Consider the following 22,759-nt stretch of genomic DNA (forward strand, 5'->3'; position numbering starts at 1 on the left):
GATTAAGTTCGACAGAAAGCGATCGATCACATCATCGCCGGGCGATCGCAGACGCCGTACGCCGAACTAGAGCAGTGCGCAAACAGCCCCGACCAAAGCCAGCGCCGCCAGTGAAACTGTTGTCACTGCGAGCCGCCACTCCCGGGTAGCGAACGGAACACGTTCTTCATCGTGAAGAGAGTCAAGAGAGTTCTCACCAGACAAAGCTTTCCCCCAATTCCGTGGCGACCACGGTGTAACCCCAAACTAGCATGCTTGCATGCTAGTTTGTCCACGGTGGAGAAACGTGGGATCGCGTGGGTGCACAAGTGTGGGGTGGTGAGCGCCATGCCCACCACCCCACGCTCAGACCCAGGTAGATCTACCGGACGATGATGACTGAGACTCCCTTCGCGGGCTGCACCAGGTCGCTGCCGGGATACGACACTGACACGGGATGTGAGCCACGTGCGTGCTTGCCAATGGCGATGACAGCCTTACCACCCGTGAGCACGCCCTCGAATGTCTTGCCATCCACCTCGACAGTCACGGTCCCCTCCGCTCGGACGCCGCTGAGAAGCGGCTTCACCCGCACAGTCAGCGTGAACGCCGTCGCGGGAGTGCCCACGAGCTTGTTCGGCGTCGCCACCACCACAGCGGCTGAGCGGACGTACACGGGTTCACTGGTGCTCACACCAGATGGCCCCGACTTCGGCGTTGCGATGACCTGCACCGTCAGGTGCTTGCCCTGATCAGCCAGTGCGACGCGGTACACCGACTTCGTCGCGCCCTTGATCGACGCTCCGTCACGCAACCACTGATAGGTGAACTTCAGCCCGCCCTGATCCCAAACGCCAGGCGTCGCCTTCAGCACCTTGCCGACGGCCACGTTTCCCTCGATCACGGGGATGGTCGTCGCCACCGGCACGATAACATCGCTGGACTTGACCTTCAGTTCGCCCGTCAGCCTCACGTCCGCAGACGAGGCGCCCACGAGCACCGGGACGACACCTGAAGGCAAGATCCACTCGTCCTGATCGACGTCCCAGTAGGACAGCGACTTGGAATTGAGCGTCACGGTGACCTTCTTCTTCTCACCCGGCTGCAGCGTGACCTGAGTCCAGCCTGCAAGAGCCTTCTGAGCGGTGTCGACAGCAGATGTCGGCAGCTGCCCGGCATACACCTGGACAGTTTCACGTCCGGCAACGGCTCCGGTGTTCGTGACAGTCACGTCTGCACGGAACTGGTTCGGCTCACCCGCCTTGCCCTTGTCCACATGGGTCTTGAGCTTGGAATACTTGAAGTTCGTGTACGACAGTCCGTGGCCGAACGCGTACTGCGGCTCGATTCCGAACTCTTCATAACCGCGATACCCGACGAAGATTCCTTCTGAGAACTGCTGGTCCAGACCGATGCCCGGGTACTGCGCGGGCGTACTGACCGGTGTACTCGCTTCATCGACAGGCACCGTGATCGGCAGCCGACCGGACGGGTTCACGTCACCGAACAGGATCCGGGCGATGGCGTTGCCCTGTTCCTGACCGCCGTACCACGCTTGAAGGATGGCGGGCACGCCGCTCTCCCAGTTGCTGGTCTGAATAGCCGCTCCCGAGGTGAGAACAACAATTGTCCGGGGATTAGCCGCTGCGACCTGCTGGATGAGCTCCTCTTGACCGTTCGGCAGATCCAGGTTGGGACGATCGGTGCCTTCCGACGAGTAGTCCCGCGCGAAAACGACAGCCACGTCCGACGCGGCCGCCAACTCGGCGGCTGCGGTCGCCTGTGGAGCGACGACGCCTTCGGGTACCGTCCAAGCGAGCTTCACCACGGGTGCCGCCCCGGATGCTCCCGGCGCGTCCGGAACATTGTTGATGTACTCGACACGGACAGCATGCGGCTCGCCGGCGAGGAGTTCGACGTCAAGCGTGTTCGTGATCGGCGTACCGGACGAAGCCGTCGTGAAAATCGGCGCGTCGTCGAGATACACCGTCGTCGCTCCCTTTGACACGAGCGCCAACTGATACGTCCCGTCGGCCGGCGCGGTCACGGTGCCCGTCCAACGAATGGACAGATCGCGCGTGTTCAACGACCGCGGCTGCAGCGGGAAGTGCGGTGAGGATGAGTTGAACCCGTCGAAGAGGAAGAAACCACCGTTCAATCCCACATATGGCTCGGTCCGATCCAGACCTGGCGTGCCCGAGAAGCTGTTGTTGAAGAAGTACTCAGCGCGGAGACCGTTACCATCTCCCGCCGAAGGCGTGAGGTAGTCAGACGAAATCGGCTGAGGACCCGTGAGCAGCGCGGTTCCGGTGACCGGGTCTGTTCCCGCGATGTGCGTGACTTCAACGTCGTCCCCCGCGCGCGAGGTGATCCCCTCGAGCGGGCTGACAGTGTAGGTGGGCTTCACCTGGGAGCTGCCTCCGCCCTGCACGGCGACATCTGCGTCGGCGCCGATCACAGCGATGGAATCAACGCCGTTGAGAAGGGGTAGCGTCGCCGCGTCGTTTTTGAGCAGCACCATACTGCTCTCCGCGATCTTCCTGGCCTCAGCACCGTGCTCCGCCTCGGGCAGCGGCGCGATAACAGGCGGCGTGTCGAACAGCCCGAGGGCGAACATCGGACGCAGGATGCGCGTCACGGCGTCGTCCACCCGAGCGATCGGGACCTCGCCGGAGTTAATTGCGTCAATGAGCGCCTGCCCGAACCGGCTGGTGCCGGGCGTCTCAGCGGGGTTGAAGTTTCCGGGCATCTCCTGATCGAGTCCGCCGTTGATGGCGGGACCAGTGCTGTGGGTTGCGCCGTAGTCGCTCATCACCCAGCCCTGGAAGTCAAGCTGCTCCTTCAGAATCGTGTTAAGGAGTTCGTCGTTCTCGCACGCATAGATCCCGTTGATCTTGTTGAAAGAACACATCGCCGAGCCGGCGTGACCATCCTCAACTCCCATGGCGAACGGCCGCGTGTAGATCTCCTGCAGGGTGCGCTCGTCGACTACGGCGTTTCCGCCGATGAGTCGGTTGTTCTCCTGTGTGTAGACGCTGTAGTGCTTGATATCTCCGATGACGGGCTGCGTCTGGATGCCTCGAACATTGGCAGCGCCGATCGTACCTGTCAGGAGCGGATCCTCACCGTACGCTTCGAACGCACGACCCGCCTGTGCGACACGAGCCATATCGATTGCGGGAGCGAGCAGGACGTTGTGACCGCTGCTGAACGCTTCCTCGGCTGCGAGTTGACCATACTGCTCGCTGAGCGCCGCGTCCCAGGTCGCAGCCAGTGCGAGGGGGGACGGAAGTTCTGTCGACCGCTGGCCGTTCACATCTGGGTTCGCGATGCGCGTACCGGCAGGGCCGTCAGCCATGGTCAATGCGGGGATGCCGAGGCGGGGAATCGGGGCGTTGTAGAACCCGTAGTAGTTGTTGACCTCGCCGCGCAGCATGTCGACCTTCTCCTCGACGGTCATCTGCGCGAGAAGCGCCGCGGCACGATCAGTCGCTTCCTGCGAATCCTCCCAACCGGTAGAGGCGGACGGACCTGCGCTGACGGCGGTCTCCGCTGCGGCGGGCGCCGAAGTGTTGGTCGCCGCACTCGCAAACCCGGGCGTTGCAATCAGTAGAGCCGCGGAAGCGGCTAGCGCAACCGCCGCGCGCGTTCGACCCACAGCGGGCCTTGGGGATGAAGACATCGATAACTCCTCGATCTGTTGAATGGAGGGTTCAAGTCACTGATGGGTCGACGGCGACCACGCCTTACGAGCGGCATCATCGCAGCGCCCACCACCGGCTCATGAAGAACCGGCACGTGAACAAACCCTTCAGGGGATGTTTCAACTTCTCAGCGACCTGAAATGCCTGATCCAGCTCGGATCCGACAAATCTGTTTAGTTGTGAGACTGAGCAACGAGAGCGATCGCCAGACTCGCGGTACCTTATTCCGGTGCTTAGACTAAGTCCTTGACTTAGATCGATGCAACCTCAATTCCTCGCGTCACCCGCGGAGCGCGAAGGCTTGCCGGCAACCGAGAAACCGAGAAGACATTGAAGGGACGCGTCCGCGGAATACAAAGGGCCCGACGTGGGCGCGCCAACCGCTCGGCCTCGAGCCGAGCCGATCGCTCCGCAGCCGCGCGCAATTGCGGGCTGGATCGCGGATTCAAAACTATGAGACGGAAATGCTGTCGCGGTCATCCTGACTACCTCGTCAGTAGAAGCCGTCAGCAGGGTCCGGGCTGAAGCGAATCGAACTTGATAACTGATACAAGCATGCAAGAACGCAAGAACGCAAGAACGCAAGTGATCTCAGCAACGTCGACTGCTACGGAAGCGGGATGCTTCCCGCTCGGAGTCGACATCAACCACCATTGTTCAGTCGCTCGTTTGCAGTCCGGGGCACGCCGATGAACTCCGCCGGCATGCCGGGATCCGCAGGTAGCATGCTAGTCATCTACCCCGGAACTCGGTCCCGAAGGAGGAAGGGTCAAGTGAGCCTGTCGTCGCCGCGGACTGCGGTCCAGAGAGCCACATCGATCTACGAAGTTCTGCGGGAGCGGTTGGTATCCGGCGAGTACCCTCAGGGTGCTCGCATCTCCGTAGAGGAGGTACGCGCGGAACTCGCCGTGAGCAAGCAACCGGTCATGCAGGCGTTGCGGCAACTTTCAGCCGACGGCCTTGTCGAGATCATTCCCCAGGTCGGGAGCGTGGCGTCGATCTATCCGGTGCGCGAGATTGCTGACTTCTACGACGTGTTCGCCGGGATCGAGGGCGCGGCGGCAGCCGCAGCGGCCTCCCGTCGAGACGACGAACAACTAAGCGAGCTCCGAGAAATCTCTACACGTATCGCGAGCCTTCGCGGGCACCCAGATCCCGGGTTCAGATCTCACCACTACCGAAATCTCAATCGGGATTTTCACGGGAAGATTCACGAGATGGCACGCTCGCAGATCATCGTGGAGTCCAGTCGGAGAATGTGGGACCTAAGCGACTTCCTGATCGCCACCGCTGGCGCTACTCAGCCGCTGGCGGGGGCCATCGGGTCACGCCATCACGATCACGAAGAAGTGCGCAACGCAATCGAACAGGGTGATGCGGACGAGGCCAGGGAGCAGATGGCTTCGCACATTCGCGGTACCTTCGCTCTCATATTCACCGAAGTCACGAACATCAACCTCGGTCGTCTCCCGCGGTAATGGTTATGACAATGACCCCGCTGAAGCATTTAACTCGCTGTTCAAGGCCGTGCTTGTCCGCCACCGCGGCCCTGGCGATCAATCGATGACCTCGTGTTCGCGGTCGCCGAACATATCGACTGGCTCAGCCATCGTCGCTCCAAGGCACCATCGGGATGATCCCACCCGTCGAGGCCGAGCAGCATTATCCCGATTCACACCACACGCGCGCCGCTTTGCCTACGGGTCAACGCGGGCCTACGATGAGCCCAAGGCGCCACAGGGATCAGGGATCAGTCCTATGCGGGGACGAAGCGCTACCGTTCGGGAGCGACCGGCGGCCTTCGTTTCAGTCCGAGTTGATGCGCTTCGTCGTTCAGCACGTAACCCAGATCGTGAATAGCGTTCTCGATCTTCACGCATGCACCATTTGATACGAGGTGCGGGTGATTGAAATACCGGGAGACAGTCCCGCGAGAAACCCCCGCGGTCGTCGCGACGTCACGAATGGTTGCCATCGACATTCCTTCCAGCACGAAGGCGTGGGGAGGTCATTGCGAACGTGAGAGACGAGCGGTCCGTCGATGAGAATCGTCGACTTCGACGCTCAGGGATGGCGACTACGGCAAGTACGGCAAGACCGAGCGATGGAAGGATCATGGGCACGAGAGCCCATGTTGCGACTCCGACGAAGATGACGGTGGACCCGAGGGAGAGGCTGCCCACCGGATCGATCCACACCTTGGTCGGGATGGCGCGGACCGCGCCCGCCCAGCCGGCATCGGGGTTCCAACAAGCGCTACCCATGAGGACGGAAACGCCGACGGCGATGAGTCCGATCCAGCCGACGGCGGCAAAGATGACGCCCCCGGGAAGCGAGGATAGATTGGCGAGCAGGATGTCGGCGACGAGAATCACCGCCATCGCGCTGGCCCCCAGTCCGACTGCGAGGCCGCCCGATAGCGCCTTCAAATAATCGCGCCAGAACTGTCGCTGGCGGGATTCGTCGGCGTTCAGATATCGGCGGAGGTGGCGGATGCCGGCAGCCAGCGCCGCAGGCAGCGTGACAACCATGATTCCTCCCGCTGTAACCAACACGCCCGTGAGTAGCACTTCGCCGAAGAGAGCAAACGCACCTACGGATCCCGGAAATCGGAGTGGTGGGCGCTCGACCTGCGTAGGGCCGGAGCCATCGCGATCGGCACGACGGACAGCCTGCAGTTGGCGACGATCCACTTCAGCCCTTCAGACCCTGCGTGGCCACCCCGTCGACGAGGAACCGCTGGAAGACGAGGAAGAATGCGAGGACGGGGAGGAGGGCGATGAACGATGCGGCCGCGGTGGCGCCGTAGTCGCTGGTGGAGGACTGGTCGTTGTAGAGGCGCAGCGCGATGGGCAGCGGGTAGTTCTCGGGGCTCGTCAGGTAGAGGAGAGGCCCGAGGAAGTCGTTCCATGCCCAGATGAACGCGAAGATCGAGCAGGTGATGAGGGCGGGTTTGATCAGCGGCAGGATGATCGACCAGAAGATGCGGAAGTGACCGGCGCCGTCGATGCGGGCCGCCTCATCCATCTCGCGTGGCATCTGGCGGATGAACTGCACGAGCAGGAACACGAAGAACGCCTCGGTGGCGAGGAACTTGGGCAGCAGCAGCGGGATGAACGTGTCGACCAGGCCGAGATTGTTGAACAGGATGTACTGCGGGATGATCAGCACGTGGAACGGCAGCAGCAGCGTGCCGATCATCGCGGCGAACAGGATTCCAAGGCCCTTGAACTGAATACGAGCGAACGCGTACGCCGCCAGGGCTGAGGAGAAGACAGTTCCAATCACGGAACCAACGGCGATGATCAGACTGTTGAGGAAGAACTTCGCCAGCGGCACGCCCGCGATTCCTTCGGAGACCTTCACGTAGTTCTCGAACGTGGGGCTGTTCGGGATCAGGCCTGGGTTGGAGCCGAACTCGGAATTCGGTTTGAGGGTGGCGAGAAACAGCCAAACCAGCGGATAGAGCACGACCGCGGTGATGCCGAGCAGCATCACGAACCAGACGATGGTCTGCCAGGTCTTGCGCTTCACCCGCCGTCGACGCGGGGCAGGAGGCATGGGTTCGTCGGTGAGCTGGCTTTCGAGCATCTGGACGCCGGAGGCGCCGAAGCTTGCAGTGGTCATCGGTCGTCTCCCGAGTAGTGGACCCAGGATCGCTGGGTGCGGAAAAGGATGTAGGCGATGATCGCGACGACAATGAGCAGGACCCAAGCGATCGCCGACGCGTAGCCCATCTGGCCGTCGGAGAAACCTCTCTTGTAGAGATACAGGGTGATGAAGTTCGTCGACCCGGCGGGACCGCCGGAGCCGTTGGAGATGATGTAGGCCGACGTGAAGACCTGGAATGCGCCGATCAGGCCGAGCAGCAGGTTGAAGAAGATCACTGGCGACAGCAGCGGAATCGTCACCGCCCGGAACCGGTGATACGGGCCGGCGCCATCCATCTCGGCAGCCTCGTACAGCTCTTTCGGGATCTGCTTCAACCCGGCGAGGAAGATCACCATCGTCGCGCCGAACTGCCAGATCGCCAAGAGGATCAGAGCGGGCAGAACCAGCGCGGGGTTGCCGATCCAGCCGCCCAGGTCGATGCCGATCGACGACAGGATGGTGTCGACGGGTCCGTCGTTGCCGAACATCGCCCGCCACACGATCGCGATCGACACCGACCCGCCGATCAACGACGGTGCGTAGAACGAGGACCGGAAGAACCCCGCCCCCCGGTCACGGTAGTTCAGCAGCATCGCGACACCTAGCGCCGCGGCCAACGTGATCGGCGTGCCGACTACCACGTAGACGAGGGTGATCTGCGCGGACTGTGTGAACGATGGGTCGCTCGTGAACATCCGGACGTAGTTGTCCAGCCCGATCCATTTCGGCGCACTGAAGATGTTGTAGTTGGTGAACGAGAGGTACAGCGAGTAGGCCATCGGGAGGAGCGTGAGACCGAAGAATCCCAGCAGCCAAGGGACAAGGAACCCGTACCCGGCAAGTGTCTCCTTCCGAAGCCGCGAACGTTGACCAGGCCGCGGAAGGTCGCTCTCACCGTAACGACGACGGAACAGACTGCGGCCCGACGCGGTCTTTCCTGTCGTGATCACTCTGGTTGATGTGGTTGACATTCGTGACTCCGATGCGCTGGTGACGTCGAGCGAGGTATGGGGGCTGGACCCCAACCCGCTCGCGGGTGCCCTCAGTGCCGAACGCCGCACCGAGGGTGTTGGCGGCCAGCCAAGGTGGGAGAGCCCGAGGACGGGGCTCCCCCACCTGGGGGTCACTGGTTGAGGATGACGTCGATCTCAGTGAAGAGTTGATCGACGGCGTCGTCCACGGTGATGGTTCCGAAGCCGAGCTCTTGGCCGAGCTCCTTGAACTTGGCCTCGACGGAGCCATAGCCGATGATCGGCACCGGGGGCGGGTCACCGAGACGGTCCGCAATCGACGCCTCATAGTCGAGGATCTGCTGCGCCGTGGCATCGAGCTCGACACCGTCGCGCTGGGTCGAAGAAGCCGGTAGTCCCCGGTTTGTACCAAAGATCGCGCCAGCTTCAGGGCTGTTCACCATGAAGTCGATGAACGTGGCGGCGGCCTGCGGGTGGTCGCTGGTCTGTGCGGCCGACAGCAGCATGCCCGCCTTCAGGTAGAGATCCTTGGCGCCCTCCTTGAAGACTGGCGGGGCGACGAGGTCCAGCTCGGGATAGGCCTCTCCCAGGTTGGCAAGATAGCCGGCGCCGAAGTTGTCCCATGTGATCTCGCTGAGCTGCTTTGCTGAGTCGAAGCCCGTTAGCGGCGCCAACTCTTCAATTCGCTGTTGCGGGATCACAACGCCGTCTTCGATGAGCGGGGTGCCTTGGTTCCAGAAGTCGGCCAGGTCCTCCTTGGTGAAGCCGATCTCGCCGTCCTCGTTGAAGACCGCCTTGCCCTCAGAGCGAAGCGCGAGTTCGAAAGTCTGAATGAAGCCGGTCGGGTTGCTCCCGCCCCACACCTCGAGCCCGCCCGCATCGGCCGCGTCACGCGCGTCATACAGCCAGTCGATGTAGTCATCCCACGAGCCACCGCCGAATGGAGCGATGCCCACCTCGTCGGCGAGCGTCGGGTTCTCGAACATGCCGAGGGCGTTCGTCGAGACGGGCATCCCTGCTACGGCGTCACCGACCTTCGCGATGTTGAGCACATTCTCCTCGTATCCGTCGGTCGCGATAATGCTGCCGAGGTATGGGCTGAGGTCGGCGAGAAGACCGTTCTCTGAGTACTGGCGGACGTACGTCATATCCATCTGGAAAACATCCGGCAGGTTCTTGCCAGCGGCTTCTGTCTGACGCTTCTCCCAGTACTCATCCCAGGCGAGGAACGTCGAGTTCACGGTGATGTTCGGGTATTCCTCATTGAAGGCTTCGATTGCCTGGTTGTAGAGGTCGCCACGTACGTCGTTGCCCCAGAAGGCGAAGTCGAGGGTGACTTTCTCGTTAGGGTCGAACGTGGCTGCGGCATCGGGCGCGCTTCCTCCGCTGGCGCAGCCAGCCAGGATCAGGGCTGTGCCGGCCGCGAGTGCGGCGCCGGTGAATACCCGCTTCTTACTGTGGAACATCTTCGTCCTTTCCATGAAAGTGTTCGTTCACTATTGGTGGTGTGGATCACTATAGTGAACGATCACCAAACTAGTCAACGTACTTTCTGAAGTTTCTGTACCGATTTGTGATCGTTCACCGCGATCTTCCCGTACCGTGATGTGATCAGACCCTGAAGCAAGAGGAGCCGATCATGATTGCCCGAGCGGCATCGGGGCGCCGCCCCACGATCATGGAAGTCGCGCGCTTAGCCGGAGTGTCTCATCAGACAGTTTCCAGGTATCTGCGATTCAACGGGGAAGGCCTGAAGCCACGCACCCGCGAGAGCGTTCAGGCCGCGATCGCTGAGCTCAATTATCGACCAAACATCGCGGCGCGGTCGATGCGCGGCCGCGTGACGGGTCGGGTCGCAGTCGTCATGCCATCACTCACCTTCAATCCCAGCATGATGCTGTCCGGCGCAACACGCACCGCCCACGACGCCGGATACAAGGTCGAGATCATTAGCCCCGAGGGTGGAGCGGGTGCCCGTGCGACGCGAATCCTGGAGCTTGCCGACGGTCATATGGTCGACGGCATCCTGTCGTTCTCGTCTGTCGATATACCCGACGCGGATCTACCGGCAGACACCGCAATCGTGATAGCTGCAGAGTTCGACGACGAAATGCGCGGGATCGGCCAGCTCGCCGACGCCGCCCCGATCGTCGAGATCATCGAGCGCCTTGCGATGCTCGGACATCGGCGCTTCTTCCACATCGCGGGTCCCGCCCAGTTTGCATCGGCCCGGGCCCGTGCCACGGCGTTCCGAGAAACCGTCGGCCGGCTCGGGCTGGAATCCATGGGAGTGTACGGCGGCGACTGGTCGGGCGAATCCGGAATAGCAGCGGTCCAGTCGATCCGAAGCGGACATGAACCGACAGCCATCGTCGCTGCGAACGACCTCGTCGCCATGGGTGCTTTGCGCGCCGCCACACAGCGAGGGTGGGATGTCCCGGGTGATGTGAGCCTTACCGGATGGGATGACGCCCCTGGGAGCGCCTTCCTCACTCCCTCGCTGACTTCGGTCGACCTGAATCTCGAGCGCATCGGAGGTAACGCGATGGCGCGGCTGATCGCGAAGCTCCGTGACGAGGCACCTCAGCCATCCGAGGAGTCCGTCAGCAGAATTGTCTGGCGCGAGTCCACCGGTCCCGCGCCGCACGGCTAGGTCGGACGAAAGGGAGCCCGTCGCCGCGATGGGCCGACCCGTGACAGCGCTTTCAGACTCCTACATCACTGGGCGTCGCCGACAGCGAACCGCAGGTCGAGGCGAGCCGGAAAGAGCTCGCGCAAGTAGCGGGGATGCACTCCTGGCCCGCAGGAGGCTGAGCCGAGACCGTATTGCGCAACATCGAGATTCAGCCACACCCGATCCCCCGCTACTAGGTCATTCGGATGCTTCGCAGCGTCGAGATCCTCGCTCGTCCACCGTCGCGTGGTGAACGAGAACGGCTCCAGCGACGAGACGCGCAGCCCTCGATTGCCCCCAATCCCGAACACCACCCAACGGGCGTCCAGGCGGTTCCCGTTCTCTTGCGGCATCAAGTACGGTGTCTGGAGGTCGTCGACTTCGCTTGCATAGCGTCCCACGAGCTGGGCACGGGCGGAATCGGAGTATGCCTCACCCGGCCCGCGACCGAACCATTCGACAGTGTGTACGAAGGCCGGAAGGCCCATCCGTATACCGAGCCGTGGCAGCGGTACCGTCCAGTCGCCGACCTGCTCGACCGTGAGCGACAACCGCAGGTCAGCTCCGTCGGTCGACCAGCGCCATGTGCTCAGCAGTGCGAGCCGCGACCCGGCCGCGCCGGTGCGGGTAATCACTTGCAAATCGGCATCCGTCCACCGGATGGAGTCCACGCGCTGCTGCATGCGATGCAATCCCTCAGCCCGCCAGAACGGCTCGAGCGGCTCGCCGTAGTAGCCGAAGTCGTTGTCGATCGGTGCACGCCAGACATCCAGGCACGGCGAGACGAGGTCGATGCCTGCGAATCGCTGCAGCCTACCGCGCGCATCGAACTCGCCCGGGCCGACAAGAGGTGCGGCGACAAGAGGTGCGGCGACGGGTGCGTGGCGCACTGCTGCCACCGACTGCGGAGGGCGGATTTGCCACTGCGACGCCGAGAGCTCGTGTCCGGCTGACGCCCAGGAGGTACTCGCTGCGAGAACGATGCGGACGGTGAACCAGGTCTCGGCGTCCGTAGCAGGGAAGTCCGGCAGCGGCACGACTGACTCGCCTCGCGCCGAGATATCCGGAAGGGGGAACGATCCCCGTGCGCGTGCGATCCCCTCCTCCTCGAGTACCCACTCCGCTGAGAATAGGGAGGTCCCGACGATGTCCTGAGCATTTGTTACCCGGATGCCACCCGTCACCAGGTCGAGGCGCACGGGCTCAAGCACCTTTTTGAGCTCGAGCAGTCCCGGCGACGGGGTGCGGTCGGGGAAGAGGAGCCCGTCGGCGACGAAATTGCCGTCGTGCAGTTCTTCCCCGAAGTCGCCGCCGTACGCCCAGAAGGTTCGGCCGGAGGTGTCCGTCGTGCGAAGTCCGTGGTCGATCCACTCCCAGACGAACCCGCCCTGGAGCCGCGGATAGCGGTCGAACAGCTCTTGATACTCGGAAAGACCGCCCGGGCCATTGCCCATGGCGTGGGCGTACTCGGCGAGGATGAACGGTTGTGCATTCCGATGCGCGGTGAGCGCAGGGTCGTCGAGTGGCGGCTCATCGCCGCGTCCGATCTGTTCGACCTCTTCGTAGGTGAGATACATGCGGCTGTAAACGTCAACCTGAGCGCTGGTGAAGTCGCGCTCATAGTGGATCAGACGAGTCGAGTCGAGCTCTCGTGCCGCCGATGACATCGCCTCCACGTTGACGCCCGGGCCGCACTCGTTTCCAAGAGACCACATGACGATGCTCGGGTGGTTGCGATCGCGAGCCACCATGCGCCGCATCCGGCTGACCAGCGCACTCTGCCAGCGCACGTCGTCGACCGGATTGCCGGCACCGGGGTCGTCACCCTCGGCGCCGAACCCGTGCGTCTCGAAGTCGCACTCGTCGATGACCCAGAGGCCGTATTTATCGCAGAGTTCGAGAAAATGCGGGTGCGGTGGGTAGTGGCTCGTGCGCACAGCGTTGATGTTGTGGCGTTTCATCAGCAGCACATCGGACAGCATCGTCTCGGCGTCCACTGCCCGACCCTGCTCGGGATGGAAGTCGTGACGGTTGACGCCACGGAACTGAACGCGACGGCCGTTGACCTTGATCAGACCATCGTCGACCTCGACCCTGCGGAACCCGACAACGATTTCGATGATCTCTCCGGAGCCGACAATGCGGCCGCGGTAGAGGCGGGGCTGTTCCGCCGACCAGGGCTCGACCTGATCGATCGCGATGAGCTGGCCCACTGGCGCGTCGATCCCCAGCTCCTCTACGACCACGGTCGCGGGCACGTCTGTGTCCACGCGGAGGAAGCCGGTACCGGTCTGCGCATCGAAGTCCGCCTGGATACGGTGGTCCCCGATTGATCCCGCGCGCCGCAGCTCCACGCTGACGTCGCGAAAAATCCCCGAAAGCCACCACATGTCCTGGTCCTCCAGGTAGCTGTTCGAGGACCATTGGAGCACGCGCACGGCGACCACATTCCGCTCCCCTGGTCGGACGCTCTCAGTGATGTCGAACTCATTCGCAAGGCGGCTACCGCTCGTGGAGCCGAGCTCGATCCCGTTTACCCACACAGTGGCGAACGAGTCCACACCCTCGAACCGGAGGAATACTCGGCCCTCACGCCAGAGTTCGGGTACGTCGAAGGTGCGGACGTAGTCGCCGGTGGGGTTATCGTCGGGAACGCGCGGCGGGTCGAGCGGGAACGGGTACGCCTGGTTCGTGTAGATCGGTGCGCCGTGGCCGCGGAGCTGCCAGTGAGAGGGTATGTCGATGTCGCTCCATGCCGCGGGCAGACCGTCGAGGAAGTCGATCGGCGCGGATGGGTCGGGGCTCAGTCGGAAGCGCCAGCGACCGTTCAAGTCGATGCGTGGCGCGTCCGATCGAGCCCAAGCACGCGGCGGAAGAACTCCGCGGGCAGTCTCGAACCGCTCATAGGCGCGTTCAGTGTTGCCGGTCGACGGCACGGGGCTCCTCATCGGGTCGAAGGTGGTGCGGTGAGGGGTGGGGTCACCGAGTTGGGGCAATTGTAGTCATAAAGTGATCGTTCACCTTACTCTTTGAAGACTATCGGCGTCCATGTACGTCGTCAACGAGCCGCTCCCAAGGTACGGTCCCAGTTCGGCAGTCGCGCGGCGCAGAAGGCGATGCTCGACACATTTGACCTGGAATGTGATCGTTCACTACAATGCCAGTGAACGATCACTCCGCTGAGGCCGTCCCAGGAAGAACAATGTCGTCTACGCCGCATCGTCACCATCAACTCACCCGCGACCGAGGCGCCGGTGCGACGATTGCCGAACGCGGTGAGCGGGTCGCTGTGGCCGTGGCTACCTCAGAACGAGCGGTTCAGCGTGCGGCGACAAACCTCGCGGCGGACATTGGCAGACTCGTCGGCGCCACGGTGACCCTTAGCGATGACCCGGTCGGTGCCCGGATCGTGGTTGGCACGATTGGTCGCTCCCCTGTCGTCGATTCTCTGATCGTCTCCGGGCGCCTTGACGTGTCAGCGCTGTATGACGAGGACGGTGCCGTGCGGTGGGAGGGCTTCACGATCGCGGTCGTGGACGAGGTGCTCTATCTAGTGGGCACGGACCGCCGCGGCACCGTCTATGCGGTGTACGAGTTCGCCAGGGCGATCGGGGTGTCCCCGTGGCACTGGTGGGCAGATGCACCGATTCATCCGCGTGACCATGTGACCGTCGCGAGCGACACGCGGATCTCGGACTGGCCTTCCGTGCGCTACCGCGGCGTCTTCATCAACGACGAGGAGGAGCTGTACCACTGGGCGCGTCAGCACACCGCCGACGACACCATCGGCCCCGAGACCTACGAGCGAGTGTTCGAGCTCCTGCTGCGACTCGGGGGAAACTACATCTGGCCGGCCATGCACATCGGTGCGTTCAATCACGACCCGGAGAACGGCCGTCTCGCGAACGAGATGGGCATCGTGGTCGGCACCAGTCATTGTGACATCCTGCTTCGCAGCAACAATCACGAGTTCCAGCCGTGGGCGGACGCGCGGGCCGAGCCCGTCGAGTATGACTACTCGCTCGCAGGCGCGAATCGCGAGAGCCTCCGTGACTATTGGCGGGACAGCGTCGAGCAGAACAGCGACTACGAGGTGACATGGACGCTCGGCGTCCGCGGTGTGCACGACTCGGGTTTCGAGACGAAGGCAATCGACAGCGACGAAACGCTCGATGAGAATGGGAAGGCTCGCGCGCGCGTGGCACTGCTGCAGGAAGCAATCCACGACCAGCGAAGCATTTTGTCCGAGGCCCTCGGTGTCACCCCGGACCACGCGCCCCAGCTGTTCATTCCGTACAAGGAAGTCCTTCCCCTCTACGACGCTGGGCTCGAGGTTCCAGATGACGTGACGCTCGTTTGGGCGAATGATAACTTCGGCTATCTTCGTCGCTTCCCGTCAGAGACCGAACGCGCGCGTGCAGGCGGGCACGGCCTCTATTACCACTCGTCGTACTGGTCGAACTACACGACGAGCTACCTGGGCACCTCGTCCACCCCGCTCTCTCTTATGCGCTCTGAACTGACGAAGGCCTGGGCGGGCGGCATCCGCCATCTGTGGATTGACAATGTCGGTGGCCTCAAGCCTCTGGAGATCGAGACCGAGTTCTTCCTCCGCAGCGCGTGGGAGGCAGGTCGCGAAACGTCGACCTCTGACATTCGCGACTTCGTCGCCCGATGGGTCGACGACACCTTCTCCGGCTCTCTGGGAACACGCGCCGCCGATATTTACGCCCGGTACTACCAACTCAACAACCAGCGAAAGTACGAGCACCTCTCGGCCGAAGTGTTCGCCCAGATCGGGTATGGAGATGAAGCCGGCCGCCGTCTGGCCGGCCTTCACGCGCTGTTCGACGAGGCGAACGCTCTACTCGCCGAGCTGCCCGCTGCGGAGCGCGACTCCTTCTTCGAGGTGTTCGCCATCAAAATCCACATGGCCTACCTGGTCAACGCCGAGTTCGTGTACGCGGATCGCAGCACCCTCGCCCACGGCCAGGGCAAGTTCGCTGCCGCTGACGCACATCTCGCGACCGCTCGCCGTTTCGGCGATCACCGTCGTCAGCTCATTCACTTCTACAACCGCATCATGTCGGAGGGTCGCTGGGATGGAATATTCACGCCGGAGGCTTTCCCACCGCCGGTCATGCCGCTGCACGCAGCGGGAACACCCGCGTTGCGGATCGATGGCGCAGGTTTGGGCGTCCTCGTGTGGGGCGCAGGCACAACCACCGAGCGCACAATCATTTTCGAGCCGTACGGCCGCATTGAGAAGTGGATCGAGGTCTTCGCCACCGGTTTGCCGGGCACTCGGTTCCGCGTCGAGTCCGACCCCTGGATAGAGGTGTCACCGCCGGAGGGGATCGTCGACTCCGAGCGCCGGCTCGTCGTGCGTCTTACTGACGATGCCGACGCGCTGGGAGGTCGTAGCGGGCGAATCCGGGTGATCGCTCCCGAAACCGGTGACGTCATCGACATCTCAGTGACTGTGCGATGTGAATCCGGTAGGGGCACGGACGCCACGGGTTGGATTGAAGCCGAAGGCGTGCTCTGCATCGATCCGGCACAGCCTGACAGGCTCACTTCCCATGGAGATCAGGCGTGGGTGATCGTGCCCGATCTCGGCCGGTACGGCAACGCGGCGCTCCAGATGCACGCCGGCACAGCCGCAGGTAGTGATGACGCGATCGCGACGGCATCGTTCGACGTGCATTTCACGACAGCTGGGGCTCACATCCTCGAGCTTCACCGCTTGCCATCGCTCGACTCGACAGGGCGAATCCGCGTCGGGGTGAGCATCGACGGCGGAGCACCGCTCACCGTAGAGAGCCCGTCCACCGACGAGCATCGCGGCAACTGGCGCTCCGGTGTCCAGGACAACGTCGAGAGGCTGCGTGTGGACCTACCGTCCCTCACCGCGGGCAACCACACGATCAATCTGCACGGGATCGATCCGTGGTTCACGATCTCCAAGCTCGTCATCTTCACCGCCGAGCCCGCCCACTCCAATCTTGGACCTGAATTCAGCGCACACAGCGAACGTGGTTCGACCTTCGGCGTCGAAGTGGATCCGGCGGCGATAGACCTCGGCGAGATGGATGCCTTGCTGCGCGACCTCTATCGGTGCGCGCCGGATGACGTCCCCCTCGCCGACCAGCTCTATGCCGACCGTCGGTTCTGGGACGGCGAGACGACGAATCGGAAGGCGATCGCGGTCGCTCAGCAGCGTCTCAGTTCATGGCCGTCGAAGTCGTCCCCGCCGACCACGAAGGACCTGATGGCGGATGTCGGTCTAGGCCCGCTAGCCCAGAAGAACGGGGTGATCGCGTTCGAGGTCGAGGATGCCCTCGCCGATACCAAGCACGCCTGGCGCACGCAGGCCGACGGCGACTCGTCGGACTGGGTGCAGACCCAGGCCGAGACGGCAGCTCGCACTGGACTCGCTATGCATGTGCGACCACGCGGGCTCTCCTGGGAGGAGCCCCTCGAGGCCCCGGGTATGCACTTCGCGATAGACGTCATCGGCGGCGGGACTTTTCGCGTATGGCTACTGTTGTCGTTCCAGGACGATCAGGACGACTCTTGCGTCATCGCGCTCGACGGCGTCCCTCAGCTTGTCGAAGAGCAGTTCTCCGGCGGATCGCTTTGCACCTACGGTGCCCGTCAGGCCTGGATCTGGGCACACCTCTCAGATCTCGAGATCGACGAAGGCCCCCACACCTTCTCCATTCACGCGCGAAAGTCGGGCCTGCGGATCGATCGCGTCTACCTTACCCTCGGCGACGAACTGCCGCCCGTCGATGCAAATTGGCACGCAACAACGCGTGGCGCTCCCGCTTCCGCCGCTCCCGTGCTGGCTAGCCGATCCGCCAACTGAAGATCCCGCAGGAGAGAAACCCCGATGGAGCACACCTGGCGCTGGTTCGGCCCCAATGACCCGATCAGTCTCGATGAGATTCGCCAGACAGATGCGACCGGCATCGTGACCGCGCTTCACCACATTCCCAATGGGGAGGTGTGGCCCATCGAAGAGATCCTCAGCCGCAAAGCGGTCATCGAGGCTGCGGGGATGACGTGGTCGGTGGTGGAGTCGGTACCCGTCCACGAGCACATCAAATGGGGTGGTCCTGAGCGCGATCGTGCGATCGTGAACTACGCGCAGACACTGCGCAATCTCGGGGCATGTGGTTTGCGGACCGTCTGCTATAACTTCATGCCGGTGATCGACTGGGCGCGGACCGAGCAGCGCTACGCGTTGCCCAATGGCGGCTTCGCCATGCGATTCGACTTCGTAGCTCACACGGCATTCGACCTGTTCGTGCTGCAGCGGGTTGGTGCCGAGCAGAATTACAACCCCGCTGAGATCACTCTGGCAAGGGAGTACTTCCAGACCGCCAGCGAGGGCGATGCCGCCGAGCTCAATGCCACTGTGCTGCTGGGTCTGCCCGGTTCTGAGGAGACGTACGACCTCGACTCCCTCCGCTCGAGCCTGGCCAACTACGCCGGCCTTACCTCGCTCGACATCCGTGAGAATCTGGGCGACTTCTTGCGGGCCATCGTCCCCGCGGCAGAAGAAGCAAACGTCCGCCTGGCGATCCACCCCGACGACCCGCCGCGCAGCTTGTTCGGACTGCCGCGCGTCGTGTCCAATGCCGACGACGCGCAATGGCTGCTTGAGGCGGCCCCATCATGGGCGAACGGTCTCACAATGTGCATCGGCTCGTATGGATCGATCGCGACGAACGATGTGGTCGAGATGACGCGACGGTTCGCCGACCGCATCTATTTCGCTCACCTGCGCAACGTGACAATCGAGGCGGACGGCAAGAGCTTTTTCGAGGACGACCACATCGACGGGGGCTCGGATATGGTTGCGGTTATCAGCGAGCTGGTCCGCGAGGAGCGCCGTCGAACATCCGCCGGCGAGGACGCCGCCGTTATCCCGATGCGACCAGACCACGGGCACCTCCTCCTCGATGACCGGTCCCGCACGACATACCCCGGGTATGCGCTCATCGGCCGGCTCAAGGGCATGGCGGAGTTGCGCGGAGTCGAACTCGCCGTCTCGCGCGGTCTGGACACTTTGTCACCTGTTGGGTGAGCGACACCATGGACCACGAACTGCTGACCATCGGTGAGACGATGGCACTCGTCAGCGCCGGCAAGGAAGGCGGTCTGACGATGGGCGCGTCGCTGGCGCTGAGTGCCGGTGGCGCCGAGAGTAACGTCGCCATCGGAGCGGCCCGTCTCGGGGTTCGGGCCGCGTGGGCGTCGCGCGTGGGAAACGATCCACTGGGTGCGCTCGTGACCGGAAGCGTCCTCGGTCGGGGCGTGGACACTTCTGCGGTGACCGCAGACCCGCTCAGACGTACCGGCCTCATGGTCAAGGAGCCTTCACCGACCGGCTCCAGAGTCTTCTACTATCGGACAGACTCGGCCGCTTCGAGCCTCTCCCTGGCCGACATCGCACGGTTTCCGGCTGCTCGCGTGGTGCATGTCAGCGGCGTGACGCCTGCGTTATCGGACTCCGCCCGCACCATGGTCGAGAACATCCTGAACGGAGCAATGGCGCCTGCCATCACAAGCTTCGACGTCAACTTCCGACCCGCACTCTGGGGATGCCACGATGTGGCGGCATCCGTGCTCCTGAAGCTCGCCCGTCGCGCCGACATAGTTTTCGTCGGCCGCGACGAGGCCGAGTCATTATGGGGTACGACTACCGTCGACTCGGTAAGGAGGCTGCTCCCGGCAGTCTCCCACCTCATCGTGAAGGACGGCGCGATCGAAGCCGTCGAGTTCCACTCCAGCGCAACGGTGCGGATTGCCGCTTCAGCGGTCGAGGTCGTCGAGCCGGTCGGGGCAGGGGATGCCTTCGCAGCGGGCTGGATTGCCGGGTATCTGCGAGGCAACGACGCCGCGGTTCGACTCCAGATAGGCCACGAATCGGCAGCAGCCGTGCTACGCAGCCCCTACGACACCGCAATCCCCGACGAGGAAGAAGCAGGACGATGAGCGACGAGTACTTCAGCGAGACATTCGGGGAGGTTCCCGTCATGGGCATCTTCCGCAGGCAGGGCCTTGAGCGCACCATGCAGCTCGCTGAAGCCGCCTGGGACGTCGGGGTGCGCATCATGGAGGTTCCGGTGATGGCACCCGACGATCTCTCGGTACTTCGTGTCATCGCGTCCGCCGCGCGTGAGCGTGGCTTCGACGTCGGGGCGGGAACCATCGTGTCGGCAGACCAGCTCGATGCTGTCGCGGATGCAGGCGCAGCTTTCACGGTCGCTCCCGGCTTCGATCCGATCGTCGCCGCTGCAAGCGTCGCTCGCGGTCTCCCCCACGTCCCTGGCGTCGCAACCGGAACCGAGATCCAAGCGGCGCTCCGCGCCGGCTTCACCTGGCTCAAAGCCTTTCCCGCGGAGCGGCTCGGCCCTGCCTGGATACGACACCAGCATGGCCCTTTCCCCCAAGTACGATTCGTCGCGACCGGGGGCGTTACGCCGGAGACGGCGCAGTCGTTCCTCGACGCCGGCTGCCGCGTCGTTGCACTTGGCTCGGCCTTCGACAGCGAGGAACAAATCACCAAGCTGACGCCGATCCTCGGGAGACCGACGTCGACCTCTCCGCTGTCTCCTGAGTAAAGCGGACACGACAGTGACCTATCACCTCGCAGGCGACTCGACGGTGGCACCGATGAAGCCCGAGGAGGAGCCGATGACCGGCTGGGGTGAGTGCCTCGCTGAGTTCGTTTCTGGTCCAGTGCGCAATCTGGCGTTCGGCGGGGCGACGACCGAATCCTTCGTCACCTCAGGATCATGGGCGGTGCTGATCGAGGAGGTCGAGCCGCGCGACACAGTGGTCATCCAGTTCGGACACAACGATCAGAAAGTGCCGGGGGTGTTGGATGCTCGCGGCGGGTACACGGCACGGTTGCGCAAATTCGTTGATGAGACTCGAGCCCGTGGGGCTACAGCGGTCCTGTGCACATCGTGCGAACGCCGCCATTTTGATGGCGATCGCATCACGCCCTCCCACGGCGACTATCCCAACGCCGTGCGAGACCTTGCGGATGAGATCAATACCCCACTCGTAGATCTGACCGCGTTCACGACGTGGCTGTATGAAGACTTGGGAGTCGCGGCCTCGGCCAGCTTGTTTTCACATTATGCGCCGCGAGAGACAGCGGCGTGGCCTGATGGTCTGGTCGACGACACGCACTTCCGGCTCCACGGTGCGCGCCGGATAGCCGCATTCGTAGGAGGATCGCTCGGCGCGATCGAGCGGCGGGACGGCAACCTGCCTGCACTTGGCCCGTCGCTCATCAGCTGATACTGAGGCTTCGTGCCCGGACTCAGGATTCAGGATGATCGACACCGGACCCGGTCCCTGATCATGCTTGGCCCACGTCAGACTAGTCGAGAGAGGGTGACCTCGTGTCCAATCAAGTGAAGCGCGATCTTCGGGGCATCGAGGGGCTGGAGGCCTTGACGAGACGGCGACCCTTCTCGTCGCGAAACGCCGTCGAAATCCCAGGGCTGCTCGCCGACGTGCTGGGGATGCCGGAGGTTCCCCCGGAGACTGCGATCGAGGAAACCGGGTCATGGCACAAAGATGGCGTGGAAGGTGTCGCTCTGCGTTGGTCCACCGGGTTCGGGTCGGCTACAGATGGCTGGCTGCTGCGCCCCGTCGGTGAAACGGGGCCACTCCCCGGCCTGGTCGTCCTCCATTGCCATGGCGGCATGAAGCGGTACGGGAAGGAGAAGGTGGCTGACCGTCACCACCCCGTCCCCGCGCCGGTCGTGGCGTTCCGGGCCGAATGCTACTCAGGCCGAGCTGTGGCGAACGATTTCGCACGAGCGGGCCATGCAGTATTGGTCCACGATGCGTTCGGCTGGGGAAGTCGGCGCGTGCCGGTGGATTACATGCCGGAGCGCAGCGAGCACATCGCCAGCCTCGAGCTGAAGGAGCATCTCGCTGCTGGCCATGCGGTCGGCGAGGCTACCGAGTACGACGTGCACGCCGCCCCGCACGAGGACATCATGGCCAAGACGCTCGGGGTTCTCGGCACTTCCTGGGCCGGGGTGATTGCACGAGACGATCTCATCGCCACCTCGGTGCTCGCCCAGCATCCCGCAACGGCGAAGGGCGGCGTAGCAGTCGTTGGATTCTCCGGCGGTGGCGCACGCGCTGTGCTGGCATCAGCCTTGAGCGACAGCATCCGCGCGACGGGAGTGATGGCGATGATGTCGACGTTTGACGGCATCCTGGACGGATACCTCCATGCTCACAGTTGGACGATGATGAGTCCCGGGATCGGACGCGTCGCGGATTGGCCGGAGATCGCCGCCGCACGGGCACCCCGCCCTCTGTTCGTCGGCTATGCCGAGCGGGATGCCCTGTTTCCGCTGACGGGCATGCGCGCCGCGCACGACATCATCAGCCGGCGGTATGCGACGTCTCAGGCGGCGGAGCAGTACCGAGCGCACTGGGCGAACGCGACTCACTCGTTCGATGCCAGCACGCAGCGCGCGTTCCTTACCTGGCTGAACGAGTCGCCGCGCTGACGAACCTGCTGAGACCTCTTGGCTGAGCAGGTGCGGCTGGTGCCGGTGATGGGGACGCCTTGAGTAATTTGGACAGTGGGACGGAGGTTACTGGCGAGACTGCGCGAGGGCTACTCCACACGAGGCATCACAGCGATGTTGCGTTGCCCTGAGGTGCAACCTCGCACGCCGAATTGCATGATGCGGCTGCGGCCGTCGCCCAGCCTCGATGCCGTGGCTGCC

At 63.4% G+C, this 22,759-nt stretch carries 15 protein-coding genes and 1 pseudogene; 9 read left to right on the forward strand and 7 right to left on the reverse strand.

The genetic code is table 11. The annotated features are described in order from the left end of the window. Positions 1-361: 361 nt before the first annotated feature. Positions 362-3,439 (reverse strand): beta-glucosidase, encoded by a 3,078-nt coding sequence (locus ABD188_RS18750; RefSeq protein ID WP_344065974.1) that lies wholly within the window; start codon positions 3,437-3,439, stop codon positions 362-364. 969 nt (positions 3,440-4,408) lie between these two features. Between ABD188_RS18750 and ABD188_RS18755 the strand changes: the two genes are divergently transcribed. Beyond that, positions 4,409-5,161, forward strand: a complete 753-nt coding sequence (locus ABD188_RS18755; RefSeq protein ID WP_344065977.1) for a GntR family transcriptional regulator — start codon at positions 4,409-4,411, stop codon at positions 5,159-5,161. Between the two features lie 296 nt (positions 5,162-5,457). On the opposite strand, the gene ABD188_RS18760 is transcribed toward ABD188_RS18755, so the two are convergent. From ABD188_RS18760 to ABD188_RS18780, 5 genes are all read right to left on the reverse strand, one after another. Continuing rightward, positions 5,458-5,664: a LacI family DNA-binding transcriptional regulator gene (locus ABD188_RS18760; protein ID WP_344065980.1), complete on the reverse strand. Its 207-nt coding sequence runs from the start codon at positions 5,662-5,664 to the stop codon at positions 5,458-5,460. Then, the gene (locus ABD188_RS18765; RefSeq protein ID WP_344065983.1) at positions 5,642-6,214 is read right to left on the reverse strand and encodes a hypothetical protein; all 573 of its coding nucleotides are present in this window, start codon (positions 6,212-6,214) and stop codon (positions 5,642-5,644) included. Before ABD188_RS18765 ends, ABD188_RS18760 begins: the two co-directional genes overlap by 23 nt. A 163-nt stretch (positions 6,215-6,377) precedes the next feature. Beyond that, complete coding sequence (locus ABD188_RS18770; RefSeq protein ID WP_425561385.1) at positions 6,378-7,274, reverse strand: carbohydrate ABC transporter permease; 897 nt, start codon at positions 7,272-7,274, stop codon at positions 6,378-6,380. 32 nt (positions 7,275-7,306) lie between these two features. Further along, positions 7,307-8,305 carry a carbohydrate ABC transporter permease gene (locus ABD188_RS18775; protein ID WP_344065986.1) on the reverse strand — a complete coding sequence of 333 codons (999 nt, stop codon included), beginning with the start codon at positions 8,303-8,305 and terminating at the stop codon, positions 7,307-7,309. 152 nt (positions 8,306-8,457) lie between these two features. Beyond that, positions 8,458-9,786 carry an ABC transporter substrate-binding protein gene (locus ABD188_RS18780; protein ID WP_344065989.1) on the reverse strand — a complete coding sequence of 443 codons (1,329 nt, stop codon included), beginning with the start codon at positions 9,784-9,786 and terminating at the stop codon, positions 8,458-8,460. A 197-nt stretch (positions 9,787-9,983) separates the two neighbouring features. Between ABD188_RS18780 and ABD188_RS18785 the strand changes: the two are divergent. Both ABD188_RS18785 and ABD188_RS18790 read left to right on the forward strand, forming a co-directional pair. After that, positions 9,984-10,106 (forward strand): annotated as a pseudogene (locus tag ABD188_RS18785) (LacI family DNA-binding transcriptional regulator); the annotation flags it as partial. Positions 10,107-10,169: 63 nt separating this feature from the next. Then, positions 10,170-10,958 carry a substrate-binding domain-containing protein gene (locus tag ABD188_RS18790; RefSeq protein ID WP_344067247.1) on the forward strand — a complete coding sequence of 263 codons (789 nt, stop codon included), beginning with the start codon at positions 10,170-10,172 and terminating at the stop codon, positions 10,956-10,958. A gap of 65 nt (positions 10,959-11,023) precedes the next feature. On the opposite strand, the gene ABD188_RS18795 is transcribed toward ABD188_RS18790, so the two are convergent. After that, a complete protein-coding gene (locus ABD188_RS18795; RefSeq protein WP_344065992.1) occupies positions 11,024-13,915 on the reverse strand; it encodes a glycoside hydrolase family 2 TIM barrel-domain containing protein in 2,892 nt (963 codons plus the stop codon). 437 nt (positions 13,916-14,352) lie between these two features. Here ABD188_RS18795 and ABD188_RS18800 point away from each other — a divergent pair, with 437 nt between their 5' ends. From ABD188_RS18800 to ABD188_RS18825, 6 genes are all read left to right on the forward strand, one after another. After that, the gene (locus tag ABD188_RS18800) at positions 14,353-17,850 is read left to right on the forward strand and encodes a glycosyl hydrolase 115 family protein (protein ID WP_344065995.1); all 3,498 of its coding nucleotides are present in this window, start codon (positions 14,353-14,355) and stop codon (positions 17,848-17,850) included. Positions 17,851-17,874: 24 nt separating this feature from the next. After that, positions 17,875-19,074, forward strand: coding sequence for a mannonate dehydratase (uxuA, locus tag ABD188_RS18805; protein ID WP_344065998.1), 1,200 nt, complete (start codon positions 17,875-17,877; stop codon positions 19,072-19,074). Continuing rightward, positions 19,071-19,985: a sugar kinase gene (locus ABD188_RS18810; protein WP_344066002.1), complete on the forward strand. Its 915-nt coding sequence runs from the start codon at positions 19,071-19,073 to the stop codon at positions 19,983-19,985. The genes uxuA and ABD188_RS18810 overlap by 4 nt, the downstream gene beginning before the upstream one ends. Next, positions 19,982-20,614 (forward strand): bifunctional 4-hydroxy-2-oxoglutarate aldolase/2-dehydro-3-deoxy-phosphogluconate aldolase, encoded by a 633-nt coding sequence (locus ABD188_RS18815; RefSeq protein ID WP_344066005.1) that lies wholly within the window; start codon positions 19,982-19,984, stop codon positions 20,612-20,614. Before ABD188_RS18810 ends, ABD188_RS18815 begins: the two co-directional genes overlap by 4 nt. A 13-nt stretch (positions 20,615-20,627) precedes the next feature. Next, positions 20,628-21,302 carry a rhamnogalacturonan acetylesterase gene (locus ABD188_RS18820; protein ID WP_344066008.1) on the forward strand — a complete coding sequence of 225 codons (675 nt, stop codon included), beginning with the start codon at positions 20,628-20,630 and terminating at the stop codon, positions 21,300-21,302. 578 nt (positions 21,303-21,880) lie between these two features. Then, positions 21,881-22,537: a dienelactone hydrolase family protein gene (locus ABD188_RS18825; RefSeq protein ID WP_344066011.1), complete on the forward strand. Its 657-nt coding sequence runs from the start codon at positions 21,881-21,883 to the stop codon at positions 22,535-22,537. Positions 22,538-22,759: the final 222 nt, after the last annotated feature.

Source organism: Microbacterium pumilum (genome assembly GCF_039530225.1).
Lineage (GTDB): Bacteria > Actinomycetota > Actinomycetes > Actinomycetales > Microbacteriaceae > Microbacterium > Microbacterium pumilum.